Consider the following 14,624-nt stretch of genomic DNA (forward strand, 5'->3'; position numbering starts at 1 on the left):
CCCGCGCTCAGGCCCGGCCGCGCCCGCCCTTGAGCCAGGTTCCGGCAGGGGGAAGGAACAGGAGCACCAGCCCTGCGAGGGCCAGGACCACTCCGGCGCCCCAAAGCATCACGACGTAGCTGCCGGCGGCACCGGCGGGGACCAGGAAGGCGGACGCCAGAAAAAGGACAAGGAGATGGCTGGCCAGCAGCGGAATCAATGTCCAGCGTGCCCATGCCCTGCGGCCCAGCACGGCGGCCAGGACAGCAGCCTCAAGCACCGTCACCAGGAGCAGGGCAACGATGCTGCCCCAGAACACTATGTCCGCCGCGGTTCCAACCGAATCGGCGTCGCGGCCTGCGGCCATGTCCGCCACCACCCCGCGAAGCCGCCGCAGGTTCGAGTCCCGGGCTGCCAAGGACCCCAGCAGGACGGCCAGTCCGGCGGCAAAGCTGAAGAGCCAGAGCGAGCGGGCGGCACGGACGGTCCGCGGCAACGCGGGGCTGGCCGGGATGGGCGGTGGGGCGGAGTGGGACAGGCCGGGCCTTGGTGGGGGAGCGGACAGGCGCCGTTCTTCGCCGCCGGCTGGGGACGCCATCAGCGCTATTTCAGTCCGTCGGCATCGTGTTCGTCGGTGCCGTGCTGGTGCTTCCCGCCGTCCTCCTTGGCCTTGGATTCGAGGTCGTCGCGGAGTTTCCTGAGGCGTTCGGCCTCAGCCTGGCTGCGGCGGCGTGCCTCAAGGTTGCGGAGGAATTCCGGGTCATCATCCGGAGCGGTGGGGTGCGGGTAGCTGGGCCGCGGCTGCGCAGAGCCCCGTGGCCGGCCGATCAGCAGCCACAGGAGAGCACCGAGGACGGGCAGGACAATTTGGACGATGATCCACGCGGGTTTGGAAATCCCGCGGGTCAGGCGGCCTTCAGTGCGGATCACGTCCACCAGGCCATACACAAAGATGACGAGGACTGCGACGGCCAAAGCCACACGGAAGAGCATGCCATCAAGTCTATCGTCAGGACGCGCAGGGGCCGCGGGCCGCGGCGGCTAAACTTGAATAGTGGCCTTTTTGAAATATTCCCTGATCCGCCTGGCGATCTTCCTGCCCCTGTTCGTCCTGTTCATGCTCCTGCAGGTCGGGGCGCTGATGGCCGTCATCTGCGCCGCGCTCATTGCCTTCGCCATCAGCTACCTCTTCTTCCAGAAGCAGCGCGACGCCGCCTCCGCAGCCCTGCAGCACCGGTTCTCGGGGAAGGCCAAGCCGCTGCGCTCCGCCGGAGAGGTCCAGGACGCCAACGCCGAGGACGCCCTGCTGGACGCCAACCCGGACATCACCATCAACAACGCCAAGGGCAGCAGCAAGAAGAACTAGAACCCGTGGCTGAGGATCAGTCCCAGTGAGAACAGCACGCTGTAGCCGAGGTTGATCAGGCCGGTCTGCTTCAGCACCGGGATCAGGCTCTTGCGCTTGCGGCCGTTGATCATCAGCCACGCCGGCATCAGGCAGGCCGGAATGAGCAGCAGCACAATCAGGATCCACGGCCGGCCCGGTGCCAGGATCACCACCAGCAGGATCGCGACGGCGAGCATCAGGACGTAGCTTTCGCGCGCGTGCTTGTCGCCGAGGCGCACGGCCAGGGTCTTTTTGCCCGCCTGCATGTCCGTGGGAATGTCCCGTACGTTGTTGGCCATCAGCAGTGCAGTGGCGATCAGCCCGGTACCGATGGCCCCGATGACCGCGGAAAGGCTGATGTGCCCGGCCTGGGTGTAGGTGGTGCCCAGGGTGGCCACCAGGCCGAAGAAGACGAACACGAACAGGTCGCCGAGCCCCATGTAGCCGTAAGGGTTCTTGCCGCCCGTGTAGCCCCACGCCGCCATGACACAGCCCAGGCCCACCAGGATCAGCCACCAGGCCTGGGTGAGGACCACCAGGACCAGGCCGAACACCATGGCCAGCGTGAACGTTCCGAACGCCGCCCACTTGACGTGTTCCGGCTTGGCGGCGCCGGAGCCCACCAGCCGCAGGGGGCCTACCCGGTCGTCATCGGTACCGCGGATGCCGTCCGAGTAGTCGTTGGCGAAGTTCACGCCCACCTGCAGCAGGAGCGCCACCAGCGCAGCGAGGATGGCGTTGGGCAGGAGGAACGAGCCCATCTCATAGGCTGCGGCAGTGCCGATCAGCACCGGCGCGATCGCTGCCGGCAGCGTCCGGAGTCGGGCGCCTTGGATCCATTGGGCGGCTGTTGCCACGGTTAGTACCTCGTGTTGTTTCGGTAAGACGGCTGGATGGAACGTGCGCACCCGCCGCGGTGGTGCAGGTCCACTCTACTTTCCCCCGTGCTGGGTGCTGAGTTCGGCGGTCATGGCGAGCCGGTCCGGCTTTCCGTTCGGCAACATCCGCAGCGCCGGCGCGGTGCGGACCGTTTTGGGCGCCAGCACCCCCAGCTCCTGCTGCCAGCGCTGTTGAAGGGCGACGGCGGGATCCCCTGCCTCCTGCCCGGGTCCGGCTTCAGCGGCGGCTCCACGGTCGGGTGCCAGCGCCACGTAGGCCGCCACCGCCTGGCCCCATTCGGCGGAGGGGACCCCGGCCACGAACGCCGCCGCGACGGCGTCGTCCTGTTCCAGCCGCTCCTGCACGTGACCGGCGGAAACCTTGACGCCGCCGGTGATGATGACGTCGTCGGCCCGGCCCAGCACGGTGAGCCGGCCGTCGTCGTCGATCGAGCCGAGGTCGCTGGTGCGGTACCAGCGCACGCCGTCCTCTTCGAAGAACGTCCCGGTCTCTTCATCAGGGGCTTCGATGTACCCGGCGGCCACGGTGTCCCCGCCCAGCAGGATGCGGCCGTCTTCAGCCACCCGGACGGAGACGCCTTCCAGGGGGTAGCCGTCGTACACGCAGCCGCCGGACGTTTCCGCGGATCCGTACGTGGTGACCACCCGGACTCCGGCATCGCGGGCGGCGGCCAGCAGGGCCGGGGACGCAGGCGCGCCACCCAGCAGGACCGCGTTGAAGCGCCGCAGCACGGCGAGCGTCTCGGGGGAGGGCTGGTCCAGGAGGCGTTGGAGCTGCGTGGGGACCAGGGACGTGAACCGGATCTTGTCCGTCAGTTCCAGCGCGGCCGCGGTGAAGGCCTCCGGGGTGAAGCCGCTGGACATGTCCATGACCCAGGGCCGGGTGCCGGCAAAGAGGGACCGCACCAGCACCTGGATGCCGGCAACGAACTGGACGGGCAGGGCCAGCAGCCACTGGCCCTCGCCCTTGAGCCGCAGCGCGGTGGCCATCGAGGAGGCCGCCAGGGACTCCACGGTCAGCAGGGTTGCCTTGGGTGCCCCGGTGGACCCGGACGTGCGGACCACGGCCACGGCGTCGTCACAGCCGGGGGTCTCGACGTGCCCAACGATCAGGCCGCCGTCCGGGCCCACGGACAGTTCGACGGCGGGGCCCTCGCCATGGAGGGCGGCCGCGAGGGCCTTCAGGGCCGGTTCGATGTTGAGCGGACCGCCGTGGCCCGTCCTGGGTGAGGCTTCGCTGTTCATTGCCGTCCTGCCTTAGAAGTAGTGCGGGAAGCGTGACCAGTCGGGGTCGCGTTTTTGCAGGAAGGCCTCCTTGCCCTCTACGGCTTCGTCCGTCATGTAGGCCAGCCGGGTGGCTTCGCCGGCGAACACCTGCTGGCCCGCCAGTCCGTCGTCGGCCAGGTTGAACGCGAACTTCAGCATGCGGATGGCCTGCGGGGACTGCCGTGCGATGTCCGCGGCGTACTCCAGTGCCACCTCCTCCAGGCGTTCGTGGTCAACGGCCTCATTGACCGCGCCCATGCGGACCATGTCTTCCGCGGAATATTCGCGGGCCAGGAAGAAAATCTCGCGGGCCGTCTTCTGGCCCACCTGCCGGGCCAGGAGCGCTGAGCCGTAGCCGGCGTCAAAGCTTCCCACCGTGGCGTCGGTCTGTTTGAACTTGCCGTGCTGCCGGGACGCTATGGTCAGGTCTGACACGACATGCAGTGAGTGGCCACCGCCGGCCGCCCAGCCATTGACGACGGCGATGACCACCTTGGGCATGGTGCGCATCAGCCGCTGGACCTCAAGGATGTGGAGCCTGCCGGCACGGGCGGGGTCGATGGTTTCATGGGTCTCGCCGTCGGCGTACCGGTACCCGTCCCGGCCCCGGATCCGCTGGTCGCCGCCGGAGCAGAAGGAGTGGCCGCCGTCCTTGGGGGAGGGGCCGTTGCCGGTGAGGAGCACGGTGGCCACGTCGGGGGTCATCCGGGCGTGGTCCATGGCTCGGTAGAGCTCGTCAACGGTCCCCGGCCGGAACGCGTTGCGGACCTCGGGCCGGTTGAATGCGATCCGGACCGTTGGCAGGTCACGTACCCAGCCGCCCCCGGAATCCCGTTCCACCTGCCGGTGGTAGGTCATGTCCTGGAAGTCCTCGAAGCCGGAGACCACCCGCCAGCGCGTGGGATCGAAGACGTCGGACACCGGGGCGGGGATCTGGTTGCTCACCGTCCAAGTCTAGTAATCGTGCTTAGCTGATGCAGAACTCGTTGCCCTCGGGGTCCGCCATGGTGTGCCAGGAGTGAGGGCCCTGCCGCGCCGACCAAAGGAAGGAAGCCCCGCGTGCCTCGAGTTCGCGCCGTACGTCGTCCTTGTCCCTGCCGTCCAGCCGGACGTCCCAGTGCACCCGGTTCTTCACCGTTTTTCCCTCGGGTGCGGTCTGGAACAGGATGCGCCGCTGCGGATCCTTGGCCTCAATCTCTTCCGGTGGCCGGATGGCGGCGCCGTCCTTCCACACCAGGTTCCCGCGGTGCGTCATAGTCTGGTTTTCGGTGGCGTAGCCCTGCTCGATCATGGAGCGGATGAACCCGGCGTCCTGGGGTTCGACCGCCCACTGCAGGGTTTCGGCCCACCAGTCGGCCAGCTCATGCGGGCTGGCGGAATCGACAACAATCTGGATGTTCAGTCCCATCCGTCCACGGTACGGGCGGCCGGCTCGTTGGGGAAGGTCCGGTGCGGGTGCTCAGGCCTGGACGTTCTGCATCTGGCTGATCAGCTCCGGCGGGATGGCGTACACCAGGACCACGGCCAGCAGGTTCTTGGCGGCATGGACGAAGTAGGAGAACATCACGTTCTTCCCGGTCCACACGTAGACGAACACCAGCGTGGCGCCCATCGCCAGGTAGGGGAGCAGCGCAGTCAGGGTCACCGCCTCCTGGCCCACGATATGGAGGGCCGCGAAAAGCGCCACCGAAAGCGCGCAGCAGATCCAGATGTTCACGCGGCGGGACATCTTCCCAATGAGGAGGTGGCGGAAAATGTACTCCTCCACGAACGGGCCCACCACCACCAGCAGCGGAACCATGAGCCATGCCGGGACCTGCTGCATCAGTGCCTGCAGCCCTGCCTGGTTGGCCGAGGTTTCAACCTGCCCGTTGGCTGCCACCACCACGGCGGTGAGGATCATCATGGCGATGACGGCTGCCGGCACCATCAGCAGCGTGAACCATGGCCGGGTTGCCAGGACCTTGAGGTCCCTGACCACCACTCTGCGGGCAGCCAGGAGCGCCAGTATTCCCACCGAGGCATAAAACAGCAGGTTCACGGCGTAGGACGCCGCTGCCGGGGATAGGGCGATCTGCCGAAGCAAGGGCGCGAGCACGTTGCCGGCCACCGCGAAGAAGCCGGCGATGGCAACGTAGAGGCACAGCGTGGCCAGGTCCAGCGGGGAAAATCGGTACAGCTGCGGCTGCGGGGCGGGCGGTAAGCGGTGGGCTGTGGCCATGCCTCCAAGCCTATCGCCGGGGGCGGCCGTGTAGTGCGCGTCACGTACCACCCCACACCGTCTTGTAAGATGGTCAGGCCGCGTGAAGCTTCGGCAGTTCGGCCGATTCACCCTCACATCTGCTGGTCCCCAGGCCTAAAGGCCGAATTTTGTGAGCTTGATCATACGAAGACCGGATGCGGCCAACCCCCAACCCACAAGGAACAGTTGTGCCTCAAAGTACCCCCACAGAACTAAAGAACAGCGCGGCGCCATCCTCCGCCGTCGACCCCTCCCTCAGCGCCGAGGGATACAAAAAGACGCTTGGCCGACGCCACGTCACCATGATCGCCATGGGCGGCGCAATCGGCGTCGGCCTCTTCATGGGCGCCGGCGGACGCCTCGCCTCCACCGGCCCGGCCCTGATCTTCTCCTACGCCATCGCCGGCGTCATCGCCTACCTGCTCATGCGGGCCCTGGGCGAGCTCATCATGTACCGCCAGACCTCCGGCTCGTTCGTCAGCTACGCCGGCGAGATGTTCGGCAAGAAGGGCGCCTTCCTCTCCGGGTGGATGTACTTCATCAACTGGGCCATGACCGGCATCGCCGAGCTCATCGCGATCGGCCTGTACTTCCAGTTCTTCTTCCCCAACGTCCCCGTTGAACTGTCCGCCATCGCAGCGCTGGTGCTGCTGGTGGCCGTGAACCTGTTCAGCGTGAAGGCTTTCGGTGAATTCGAATTCTGGGCTTCCGTCCTGAAGGTCGCCGCCATCGTCATCTTCCTGGCCGTGGGCACCTTCATGGTGGTCACCAACGCCAAGGTGGGCGGGGGCCACGCATCGGTGAACAACCTCTTCGCGGCCGACGGCGGCATGTTCCCCAAGGGCGCCCTGGTGATGATCCTGGTCCTGAACGCCGTGATCTTTGCCTACAACGCCATCGAGCTGGTGGGCATCACCGCGGGCGAGATGCAGAACCCGGAACGCGAAGTTCCCAAGGCGATCCGCGCCGTCGTCCTCCGCATTGTCGTGTTCTACGTCGGCTCCGTGACCTTGCTTGCCATGCTGCTTCCCTCGGACCAGTACCATGCCGGCACCTCCCCGTTCGTCACCGTCTTCGGCCAGATGGGCTTGGGCTGGATGGGCGATGTCATGAACATGATCGTCATCACCGCTGCACTGTCCTCGTGCAACTCAGGCCTGTACTCGATCGGCCGGATCTTCCGGACCATGGCCAACAACGGCCACGCCCCGCAGTGGCTGACCCGCATGTCCACCCGCCACGTGCCCTACGCGGCGATCCTGGCCATCGGCGGCGTCTACCTGGTGGGCATCCTCCTCAACATCTGGCTGGGCGGTTCCCACGCATTCGACCTCGCCCTGAACACCGCCTCCATCGGCGTGATCTTCACCTGGGGTTCCATTTTCGCCAGCCAGATCGCGCTGCGGAAGAAAAAGGGCAACGTCTCCAGCCTGCCCATGCCGGGCTCGCCCTGGACCAGCTGGGCCGGACTCGTCGCCCTGCTCGTCATCACCGTGCTCATCGGCTTCGACACCATGACCAGCAAGGACGGCGAGGTCTTCTACCTGGGCCTCTGGACGCTGGCCACCATTCCGTTCTTCGCCGTGGTCCTTTGGCTGGGCTGGCAGAAGGTCAAGGACAACCAGCCCAAGAGCGAGCTCTTCAGCTAGGTTTTTCCGGACTGCGTTCGACGGCGGGCCGACCCCTTGGAGGGGCGGCCCGCCGTCGGCGTTTCCACAGGGTGCCGGGATGGGTCCACCCGGCTGGCTGCCTCAGTCCTTCAGGTACCTGGCGAAGTGGTCCTCGATGCGCCGCCAGGCCTCGGGGGCGGATGCCGGGTCCGGCCCCACGCCCATGACCCGCATCAGCGGGCGGAGGAGTACTGGTCCGATTTCTTCGTCATTGAGGAAAGCATGGCCTGCGCCGGGAAACTCCTTCACGCTGTGCTCGATGCCCAGCTGGTCCAGGGCTGATTCGAGGCGCGCCGCGGCCCCCTTCAGGGACCTGTCCGCTCCGCCGTAGTTGGCCACGATGGGGCAGGAGCCACGCAGTGCCTCCACCAGGTCCTGCTGTTCCTTGCCCGGGAGCCGGCCGTAGTTGACGGAGGCGGCATCGAACCCGTCGCGCGCGGTGAGCAGGGCAAAGCCGCCGCCCATGCAGAATCCGATTACCCCGGTCCTGCCATTGCCCAGCTCGGACTGCGCCAGCCAGGTACGGGCTGTGGCGATGTCGGTGAAAGGCCTGCCGGCGCGGGCCGCCATGGCCCGCATGGTTCCCACCAGGCACCGCCGCGGGCCGCCGTCGCTGTACAGGTCCAAGGCCAGGGTAAGGTATCCGGCCTTTGCCAGCCGGTCCGCGTGCCGCCGGGTCTGGTCATCCAGGCCGAACGCTTCATGGATCATCACGACGCCGGGAAAAGGACCCTGTCCAGCAGGTACGGCGAGGTAGCCGTTCAGGGAGGGCGAGCCGCCGGCAGCGGCGCTCTCCGCACTCAGGTCTACATTCGTCATGGGCCAAGGCTAACCGGCCGGTCCGGGGATGTCTCGCCGGTTGCGCCCGGGAATTACTACGGCGGGTGGCCGGGGTGGTGCCGGGCGGTCCGCCGGGGCAGACTGGGGCCTGTGAGCGAACCGTGGGTGCTGCATGTGGACCTGGACCAGTTCATCGCGGCCGTCGAGGTGCTGCGCCGCCCCGAGCTGGCGGGCCGGCCGGTTATCGTAGGCGGCCGTGGCGATCCTGCCGAGCGTGCTGTGGTGTCCACAGCGTCCTACGAAGCACGTGCCTACGGCGTGGGATCGGGCACGCCGCTGCGGATCGCGGCGCGAAAAGTGCCGGACGCGGTGATCCTGCCCGTGGACCATGACGCCTATGTTGAGGCGTCCGGGAAGGTCATGGCGGTGCTCCGTTCACAGCCGGGAACCACGGTCCAGGTGCTTGGCTGGGACGAGGCATTCGTAGGCCTTGAAACGTCTGATCCGGAGGCCTTCGCCCGCCAACTCCAGCAGGCAGTCCTGGCGGAAACCCGGCTGCACTGCAGCGTCGGCATCGGCGACACCTTGGTCCGTGCCAAGGTCGCCACCACCTTCGGTAAACCCGCCGGTGTTTTCCGGCTCACGGAGGACAACTGGCTGGAGGTCATGGGGGAGCGGCCCACGATTGAGCTGTGGGGTGTGGGAAAGGCGGTATCCCGCCGCCTCGCCACCTTGGGCATCAAGACCGTTGCTGAACTGGCAGCGGCCAACCCCGCTGACCTGGTTCCCGAATTCGGTCCAAAAATGGGGCCCTGGTATGCACAGCTTGGCCGGGGCGACGGTTCCCGGACCGTCGATGACACCCCCTGGGTGGCGCGGGGGCACAGCCGTGAAACAACCTTCCAGCGGGACCTGGCGGAGCCGCAACAGATTGACGACGCCGTCCGCGAGTTGGCGGCGCACGTCCTGGAGGATGTCGCTGCCGAGGGGCGGCCCGTGGTGGGCCTGACCCTGAAGGTGCGCTACGCCCCGTTCACCACCAAGACGTATGGCCGGAAAATCCCGGAGACCACCGATGCCGACGAGGTGTTGGCCAAGGCCCTTGACCTGGCGGCGAAGATCGAGCCGGGGCGTCCTGTCCGGCTCCTCGGGCTGCGGGCCGAAATGACCATGCCGGACGACTCGCGGCAGGGGCACACACCCACCCGCAGCGGTTGGTAACCCCAACCATTGCTCCGTACCTGTCGTTTTCAGGCCTCAAAACGACAGGTACCCGGCAGTCGATGGTTCGGTGACAGCGAAACGGCGGCAGATCCAGTGGATCCGCCGCCGTTTTGGGCTGTGGCAGCACGCCGTTCGCTGCGGCTGCCCCAGCAAGGACTAGTCGCGCTTGAATTCGTCCTTCACGCTCTCGCCCACCTTTTTGGCGTCTGCCTTGACCTGGTCGGCCTGGCCTTCTGCCTTCAGGCGGTCGTTGTCGGTCGCGTTGCCTGCAGCTTCCTTGGCCTTGCCGCCAAGGTCCTCTGCCGCGTTACTGATCTTGTCTCCGAGGCCCATGGTTCCGGCCTCCTTTCGTTTCCGTCGATCAACCGTGCCCCTTCACGATAAGCAAAGCCTGCTTACTATTTCAAGCCCTCCCGCGCGGTGTTCCTTGTCGGGGGCCGGGGCTAGGCTCGGGGATATGGACAAAGTGCGTGGCAAGCGCCCGGCAGCAGTTGCGGCACCCAGGCTCTCCCCCGTGGAGTTGCCGGGCCTCGAGGACTCGCCGGAAGTCGCTATCCAGCATGCCGGCAGGCATGACAACGTTCGGTTCAGCCGTATCGACGGGGATGGGTTGGAGCTTGGCGGAACGGTCTTTTCCGAATGCCTTTTTGAGGGTGCTTCCTTCAACGAGGCACAGCTTCGGGGTGCCTCGTTCCGCGACAGCATCCTGGGGGAGCTGTATGCACCCGTGTTCCGCGGTGCCCGCAGCACCTGGCGCGAGGTTGAGTTCCGCAATCCCCGCCTGGGCTCCGCTGAACTCTATGAGAGCGGCTGGCAGTCCGTCCGGATCGACGGCGGCAAGGTGGACTTCCTCAACCTCCGCGGGGCCAAGCTTACTGACGTGCTGATCAGCGGCTGCATCATCAACGAACTGGACCTGGGGGCCGCCACCGCAACAAGGGTGAAGCTGGAGGACTGCACCGTCGGATCGCTGGACCTGGCCGGAGCCACATTGAAGGACTTCGACATCAGGGGCACGGAATTCCGCAAAATCAGCGGCCTGGGCAGCATGTCCGGGCTTGTCATCGATGAGTACCAATTGGGCCTCCTGGCACCCCTGATCGCCGCGCACCTGGGGGTGACCGTCCTGTAACCGGATGCGCAGCATGACCCTGCCGTGTACCATTTACAGAACGAACGGTCGGTAAGTGGAACATTCTGCTGTGCCGGCCGCCGATGACAGTGCTGTTTATCGCGTGAAGGGTGTTTCCATGGCTGCAACCGCAGGTCCACAGGCTTTCCTTGTTGGCGGCGTCCGAACGCCCGTGGGCAGGTACGGAGGGGCGTTGTCCGCCGTGCGGCCGGATGACCTCGCGGCCCTCGTGGTCCGCGAAGCCGTGGCACGCGCCGGCCTGGACCCGGAAAGCATTGACGAAGTCATCCTTGGCAACGCCAACGGCGCTGGCGAGGAAAACCGCAACGTGGCCCGGATGGCCACCCTGCTGGCCGGACTGCCCCTGCATATTCCGGGAATCACGGTGAACCGGCTCTGCGCTTCCGGCCTCAGTGCCATCATCCAGGCCAGCCACATGATCAAGGCCGGCGCAGCTGACATTGTGATCGCCGGCGGGGTGGAGTCCATGAGCCGCGCCCCCTGGGTCCAGGAAAAGCCCACCAGCGCTTTCGCCAAGCCGGGCCAGATCTTCGACACCTCCATCGGCTGGCGTTTCACCAATCCCCACTTCCAGCACGGCGGCCTGTCCCGGGACGGCAAGATGACTTACTCCATGCCGGAAACGGCGGAGGAAGTAGCCCGGGTGGACGGCATCTCCCGTGAGGACGCTGACGCATTCGCCGTCCGTTCCCACCAGCTCGCTCTGGACGCCATCGAGGCGGGCCGGTTCAAGGACGAAATCGTGCCCGTCACAGTCAAGACCCGCAAGTCGGAGACCGTGGTGGACACCGACGAGGGCCCGCGCGCCGGTACCAGCATGGACGTTCTCGCGAAGCTTAAGCCCGTGGCGCACGGCGGGTCCGTGGTGACGGCCGGGAACTCCTCGTCCCTGAACGACGGCGCCTCCGCCATTATCATCGCCTCCGAAGCAGCCATTGAGCGGCTTGGCCTCATTCCGCGCGCCCGCATCATCGACGGCGCCTCTGCCGGCTGTGAGCCCGAGATCATGGGCATCGGCCCCGTGCCTGCCACCCAAAAGGTGCTCAAGCGAAGCGGCCTGAGCGTCGGCGACCTGTCCGCCGTCGAGCTTAATGAAGCCTTTGCCACGCAGTCCCTGGCCTGCATCCGCCGGCTTGGGCTGGAACCGGAGATCGTGAACCGGGACGGCGGCGCGATCGCCCTGGGGCACCCCCTCGGCTCCAGCGGGTCGCGGATTGCCATCACCCTGCTGGGGCGGATGGAACGCGAGGACGCGAAGTTCGGGCTTGCCACCATGTGCGTCGGCGTGGGACAGGGCACTGCGATGCTGCTGGAGAAAATCTGATGGCGGCACCGGTGGACCTCGCGGCCGGGAACTTCTCCGCGCTCCTCGTTGAGGAGCGCGAGGACCGGGTGGTGGTGCTGCTCAACAGGCCCCAGGTAAAGAACGCGATCGACCAGCAGATGGTGGACGAACTCCACACCGTCTGCGCGGCCCTGGAACAAAACCCCAAGGTGCTGATCATCGCCGGCGTGGACGGGGTCTTCGCCTCCGGTGCCGATATTGCCCAGCTGCGCGAACGCCGGCGCGACGACGCCCTGCAGGGCATCAACTCCACCATCTTCGTGCGGATCGCCAAGCTGCCCATGCCGGTCATCGCCGCACTGGACGGCTACTGCCTGGGCGGCGGCGCGGAACTTGCCTACGCCGCAGACTTCCGCATCGGCACCCCCAACGTGCGGATCGGCAATCCGGAAACGGGGCTGGGGATCCTCGCCGCCGCCGGCGCCAGCTGGCGGCTCCGGGAACTCGTTGGCGAGCCACTGGCCAAGCAGATCCTGCTGGCGGGGCTGGTCCTTGGCGCCGACGAAGCCAAGGCCGCCAACCTCATCACGGAAATCCACGACCCCGCCGATCTCCTGGACGCGGCGCACAGCCTGGCCAACAGGATCGGGCGGCAGGATCCGCTGGCCGTCCGCATCACCAAATCCGTGTTCCACGCGCCCGCAGAAGCGCATCCGCTCATCGACCAGCTGGCCCAGGGCATCCTCTTCGAGTCCCAGGCCAAATTCGACCGGATGCAGGCGTTCCTGGACCGCAATGCAGCGAAGAAGGCAGCCGCCTCCGCCAACCCCGCCGACGGAAAGTAGACCATGAGTAATTCATCAGTAGCCCCCGGCCTTCCCCCTTTCGTTGGCGTACTGGGTGGCGGCCGCATGGGCGCGGGCATCGCGCACGCCTTCCTGATCAAGGGCGCCAACGTGCTGGTGGTGGAGCGCGACGACGTTTCCGCCGAGGCCGCGCAGGAACGCGTGCAGTCCGCAGCGTTGAAGAGCATCGAACGGGGTGCAGTGGATGCCAACTTCGAAGAGCTGGTGACCCGGCTGACCGTCAGCACCGACTACGACGCTTTCAAAGACCGCCAGCTGGTGGTCGAAGCCGTCCCCGAAGACTGGGACCTCAAAGTCACGGCATTGAGGGGAATTGAGGAACGGCTGGGGCAGGACAGCTACATCGCGTCCAACACCTCTTCGCTGTCCGTCAACGGATTGGCCCGTGAACTGAAGCGGCCTGCGAACTTCCTTGGCCTGCATTTCTTCAACCCGGTACCGGCATCCACGCTTATCGAGGTGGTGCTGGGCGAACGTACGTCTCCCGAACTTGCTGCCGCGGCCAAAACCTGGGTTGAGGCACTCGGCAAGACCGCCGTCGTCGTCAACGATGCTCCGGGCTTTGCCTCCTCCCGCCTTGGCGTGGCCATTGCGTTGGAAGCGATGCGGATGGTGGAGGAGGGCGTGGCATCGGCGGAAGACATCGATGCCGCCATGGTGCTGGGCTACAAACACCCCACCGGGCCGCTGAAAACCACTGACATTGTGGGCCTGGACGTCCGCCTGGGCATCGCCGAATACCTGCACTCGACGCTGGGGGAGCGGTTCGCGCCGCCGCAGATCCTGCGCGACAAGGTGGCGCGCGGTGAACTCGGCCGCAAAACCGGCAAGGGGTTCTTTGACTGGCCCAGCTAGGTGTATTGACCTGAGAGGTTGATGACGCGGCTGGCCGGTGTCTTACCTTTGAGTGCAGTGTGGGCTCGATGGTGATTGTAAGCATGGAGCCAGTCGGGGAAAGCAGCAACTCGCTCGGCTTCTGAGCGGTAGGGGCGGATGTAGGCCCATTCCTCAAGCATGGTGCGGTTGAACCGTTCGACTTTGCCGTTGGTTTGTGGTCTGTAGGGGCGGGTGCGTTTGTGTTTGATATTCGGACCCAGCGCTTCGGCGAAAGCATGGGACCGGTAGCAGTTCCCGTTGTCAGTCAGAACACGTTGGACGGTAACTCCGTGTTCTTTGAACCAGGCGTTTGCCCGCACCCAGAAGCCTGCTGCCGTTTCCTTGGTTTCGTCAGTGAGGATCTCGGTGTAAGCCAGTCGTGAGTGGTCATCCACGGCATTGTGGAGGTAGTGGTAGCCGGGCCGGCGGTTGGCCTTGGTGCCGGTCTTGTTCTTCCAGCCAGCGGTCCTGCCCACGACTCGATGTCCGCCGCCATCGGGGATCCGGCCCAGCTTCTTGATGTCCACGTGGACCAAATCCCCCGGCCTGTCGTGTTCATAACGGCGGATCACTCGTCCTGTGCCGCGATCGAGCCAGGTTAGTTTCGCCAGCCGGTAGCGGGACAGTACCCGGTGGACGGTCGAGGGGTGCAGACCCAGCAGATAGCCGATCCTGGCAGGGCCCCACCGGCGGTTCACACGCACGGCAATGATCCTCCGTTCGGTACGCGTAGCAGTCCTGCGGGGCGAGGAATGTGGCCGACTCGAACGGTCCACCATTCCTTCGGGTCCCTCCTGGCGGTAGCGCTTCGCCCAACGTTCAGCAGTCGGGACCGAAACCTGAAACCGCTCCGCGGCACGGCGCAGGCTCCAGCACTGATCAACAACACACTGCGCGAGCTGTAACCGGCCACGAGGAGTGAGGAAAGCATTAGGGTGGGACACGAAGACCTCCGTGTGTGGAAAAAGGACTCTAGACAAGCCCCACTCCACCCGGA

The 14,624-nt window shown here is 66.1% G+C and carries 17 protein-coding genes; 7 read left to right on the forward strand and 10 right to left on the reverse strand.

Features of this window, described 5'->3' with window-relative positions; all coding sequences use genetic code 11:
* Positions 1–7: 7 nt before the first annotated feature.
* Complete coding sequence (locus tag NIBR502771_RS08915) at positions 8–577, reverse strand: hypothetical protein (protein ID WP_246839845.1); 570 nt, start codon at positions 575–577, stop codon at positions 8–10.
* A 5-nt stretch (positions 578–582) separates the two neighbouring features.
* Positions 583–972, reverse strand: a complete 390-nt coding sequence (locus tag NIBR502771_RS08920; RefSeq protein ID WP_141159445.1) for a PLD nuclease N-terminal domain-containing protein — start codon at positions 970–972, stop codon at positions 583–585.
* A gap of 61 nt (positions 973–1,033) precedes the next feature.
* Between NIBR502771_RS08920 and NIBR502771_RS08925 the strand changes: the two genes are divergently transcribed.
* Positions 1,034–1,345 (forward strand): DUF4229 domain-containing protein, encoded by a 312-nt coding sequence (locus tag NIBR502771_RS08925; RefSeq protein WP_210411367.1) that lies wholly within the window; start codon positions 1,034–1,036, stop codon positions 1,343–1,345.
* Here the strand turns inward: NIBR502771_RS08925 and NIBR502771_RS08930 are convergent.
* The 5 genes from NIBR502771_RS08930 to NIBR502771_RS08950 all read right to left on the reverse strand — a co-directional run bounded on the left by NIBR502771_RS08930 (position 1,342) and on the right by NIBR502771_RS08950 (position 5,752).
* A complete protein-coding gene (locus tag NIBR502771_RS08930) occupies positions 1,342–2,223 on the reverse strand; it encodes a 1,4-dihydroxy-2-naphthoate polyprenyltransferase (RefSeq protein WP_141159447.1) in 882 nt (293 codons plus the stop codon). The two genes, NIBR502771_RS08925 and NIBR502771_RS08930, sit on opposite strands and share 4 nt — an antisense overlap.
* Before the next feature lie 75 nt (positions 2,224–2,298).
* Entirely contained in the window at positions 2,299–3,510 is a 1,212-nt protein-coding gene (locus NIBR502771_RS08935) for an AMP-binding protein (protein WP_141159448.1), read from the reverse strand.
* A gap of 12 nt (positions 3,511–3,522) precedes the next feature.
* Positions 3,523–4,476 (reverse strand): 1,4-dihydroxy-2-naphthoyl-CoA synthase, encoded by a 954-nt coding sequence (locus NIBR502771_RS08940; protein WP_141159449.1) that lies wholly within the window; start codon positions 4,474–4,476, stop codon positions 3,523–3,525.
* Between the two features lie 22 nt (positions 4,477–4,498).
* A complete protein-coding gene (locus NIBR502771_RS08945) occupies positions 4,499–4,939 on the reverse strand; it encodes a VOC family protein (protein WP_141159450.1) in 441 nt (146 codons plus the stop codon).
* 51 nt (positions 4,940–4,990) lie between these two features.
* Positions 4,991–5,752 (reverse strand): CPBP family intramembrane glutamic endopeptidase, encoded by a 762-nt coding sequence (locus NIBR502771_RS08950; protein WP_141159451.1) that lies wholly within the window; start codon positions 5,750–5,752, stop codon positions 4,991–4,993.
* A gap of 209 nt (positions 5,753–5,961) precedes the next feature.
* Between NIBR502771_RS08950 and NIBR502771_RS08955 the strand changes: the two genes are divergently transcribed.
* Entirely contained in the window at positions 5,962–7,422 is a 1,461-nt protein-coding gene (locus NIBR502771_RS08955; protein ID WP_141159452.1) for an amino acid permease, read from the forward strand.
* Between the two features lie 102 nt (positions 7,423–7,524).
* Here NIBR502771_RS08955 and NIBR502771_RS08960 read toward each other — a convergent pair whose 3' ends face one another.
* The gene (locus tag NIBR502771_RS08960) at positions 7,525–8,262 is read right to left on the reverse strand and encodes a dienelactone hydrolase family protein (RefSeq protein ID WP_141159453.1); all 738 of its coding nucleotides are present in this window, start codon (positions 8,260–8,262) and stop codon (positions 7,525–7,527) included.
* Positions 8,263–8,388: 126 nt separating this feature from the next.
* Here NIBR502771_RS08960 and NIBR502771_RS08965 point away from each other — a divergent pair, with 126 nt between their 5' ends.
* Positions 8,389–9,444 carry a DNA polymerase IV gene (locus NIBR502771_RS08965; protein ID WP_141161477.1) on the forward strand — a complete coding sequence of 352 codons (1,056 nt, stop codon included), beginning with the start codon at positions 8,389–8,391 and terminating at the stop codon, positions 9,442–9,444.
* A gap of 159 nt (positions 9,445–9,603) precedes the next feature.
* Here NIBR502771_RS08965 and NIBR502771_RS08970 read toward each other — a convergent pair whose 3' ends face one another.
* Positions 9,604–9,780 carry a CsbD family protein gene (locus NIBR502771_RS08970; RefSeq protein WP_043452369.1) on the reverse strand — a complete coding sequence of 59 codons (177 nt, stop codon included), beginning with the start codon at positions 9,778–9,780 and terminating at the stop codon, positions 9,604–9,606.
* 124 nt (positions 9,781–9,904) lie between these two features.
* On the opposite strand from NIBR502771_RS08970, the gene NIBR502771_RS08975 reads away from it, so the two are divergent.
* From NIBR502771_RS08975 to NIBR502771_RS08990, 4 genes are all read left to right on the forward strand, one after another.
* Positions 9,905–10,579 (forward strand): pentapeptide repeat-containing protein, encoded by a 675-nt coding sequence (locus NIBR502771_RS08975; protein WP_141159454.1) that lies wholly within the window; start codon positions 9,905–9,907, stop codon positions 10,577–10,579.
* A gap of 118 nt (positions 10,580–10,697) precedes the next feature.
* Entirely contained in the window at positions 10,698–11,924 is a 1,227-nt protein-coding gene (locus tag NIBR502771_RS08980; RefSeq protein ID WP_141159455.1) for a thiolase family protein, read from the forward strand.
* On the forward strand, positions 11,924–12,730 hold the full coding sequence (locus tag NIBR502771_RS08985; protein ID WP_141159456.1) for an enoyl-CoA hydratase/isomerase family protein: 807 nt from the start codon (positions 11,924–11,926) through the stop codon (positions 12,728–12,730). Before NIBR502771_RS08980 ends, NIBR502771_RS08985 begins: the two co-directional genes overlap by 1 nt.
* A 3-nt stretch (positions 12,731–12,733) precedes the next feature.
* Entirely contained in the window at positions 12,734–13,606 is an 873-nt protein-coding gene (locus NIBR502771_RS08990) for a 3-hydroxyacyl-CoA dehydrogenase family protein (RefSeq protein ID WP_141159457.1), read from the forward strand.
* Here NIBR502771_RS08990 and NIBR502771_RS08995 read toward each other — a convergent pair.
* Entirely contained in the window at positions 13,603–14,571 is a 969-nt protein-coding gene (locus tag NIBR502771_RS08995) for an IS481 family transposase (RefSeq protein WP_141159458.1), read from the reverse strand. The two genes, NIBR502771_RS08990 and NIBR502771_RS08995, sit on opposite strands and share 4 nt — an antisense overlap.
* Positions 14,572–14,624 lie beyond the last annotated feature (53 nt).

This window comes from Pseudarthrobacter sp. NIBRBAC000502771 (assembly GCF_006517215.1).
Taxonomy (GTDB): Bacteria; Actinomycetota; Actinomycetes; order Actinomycetales; family Micrococcaceae; genus Arthrobacter; species Arthrobacter niigatensis.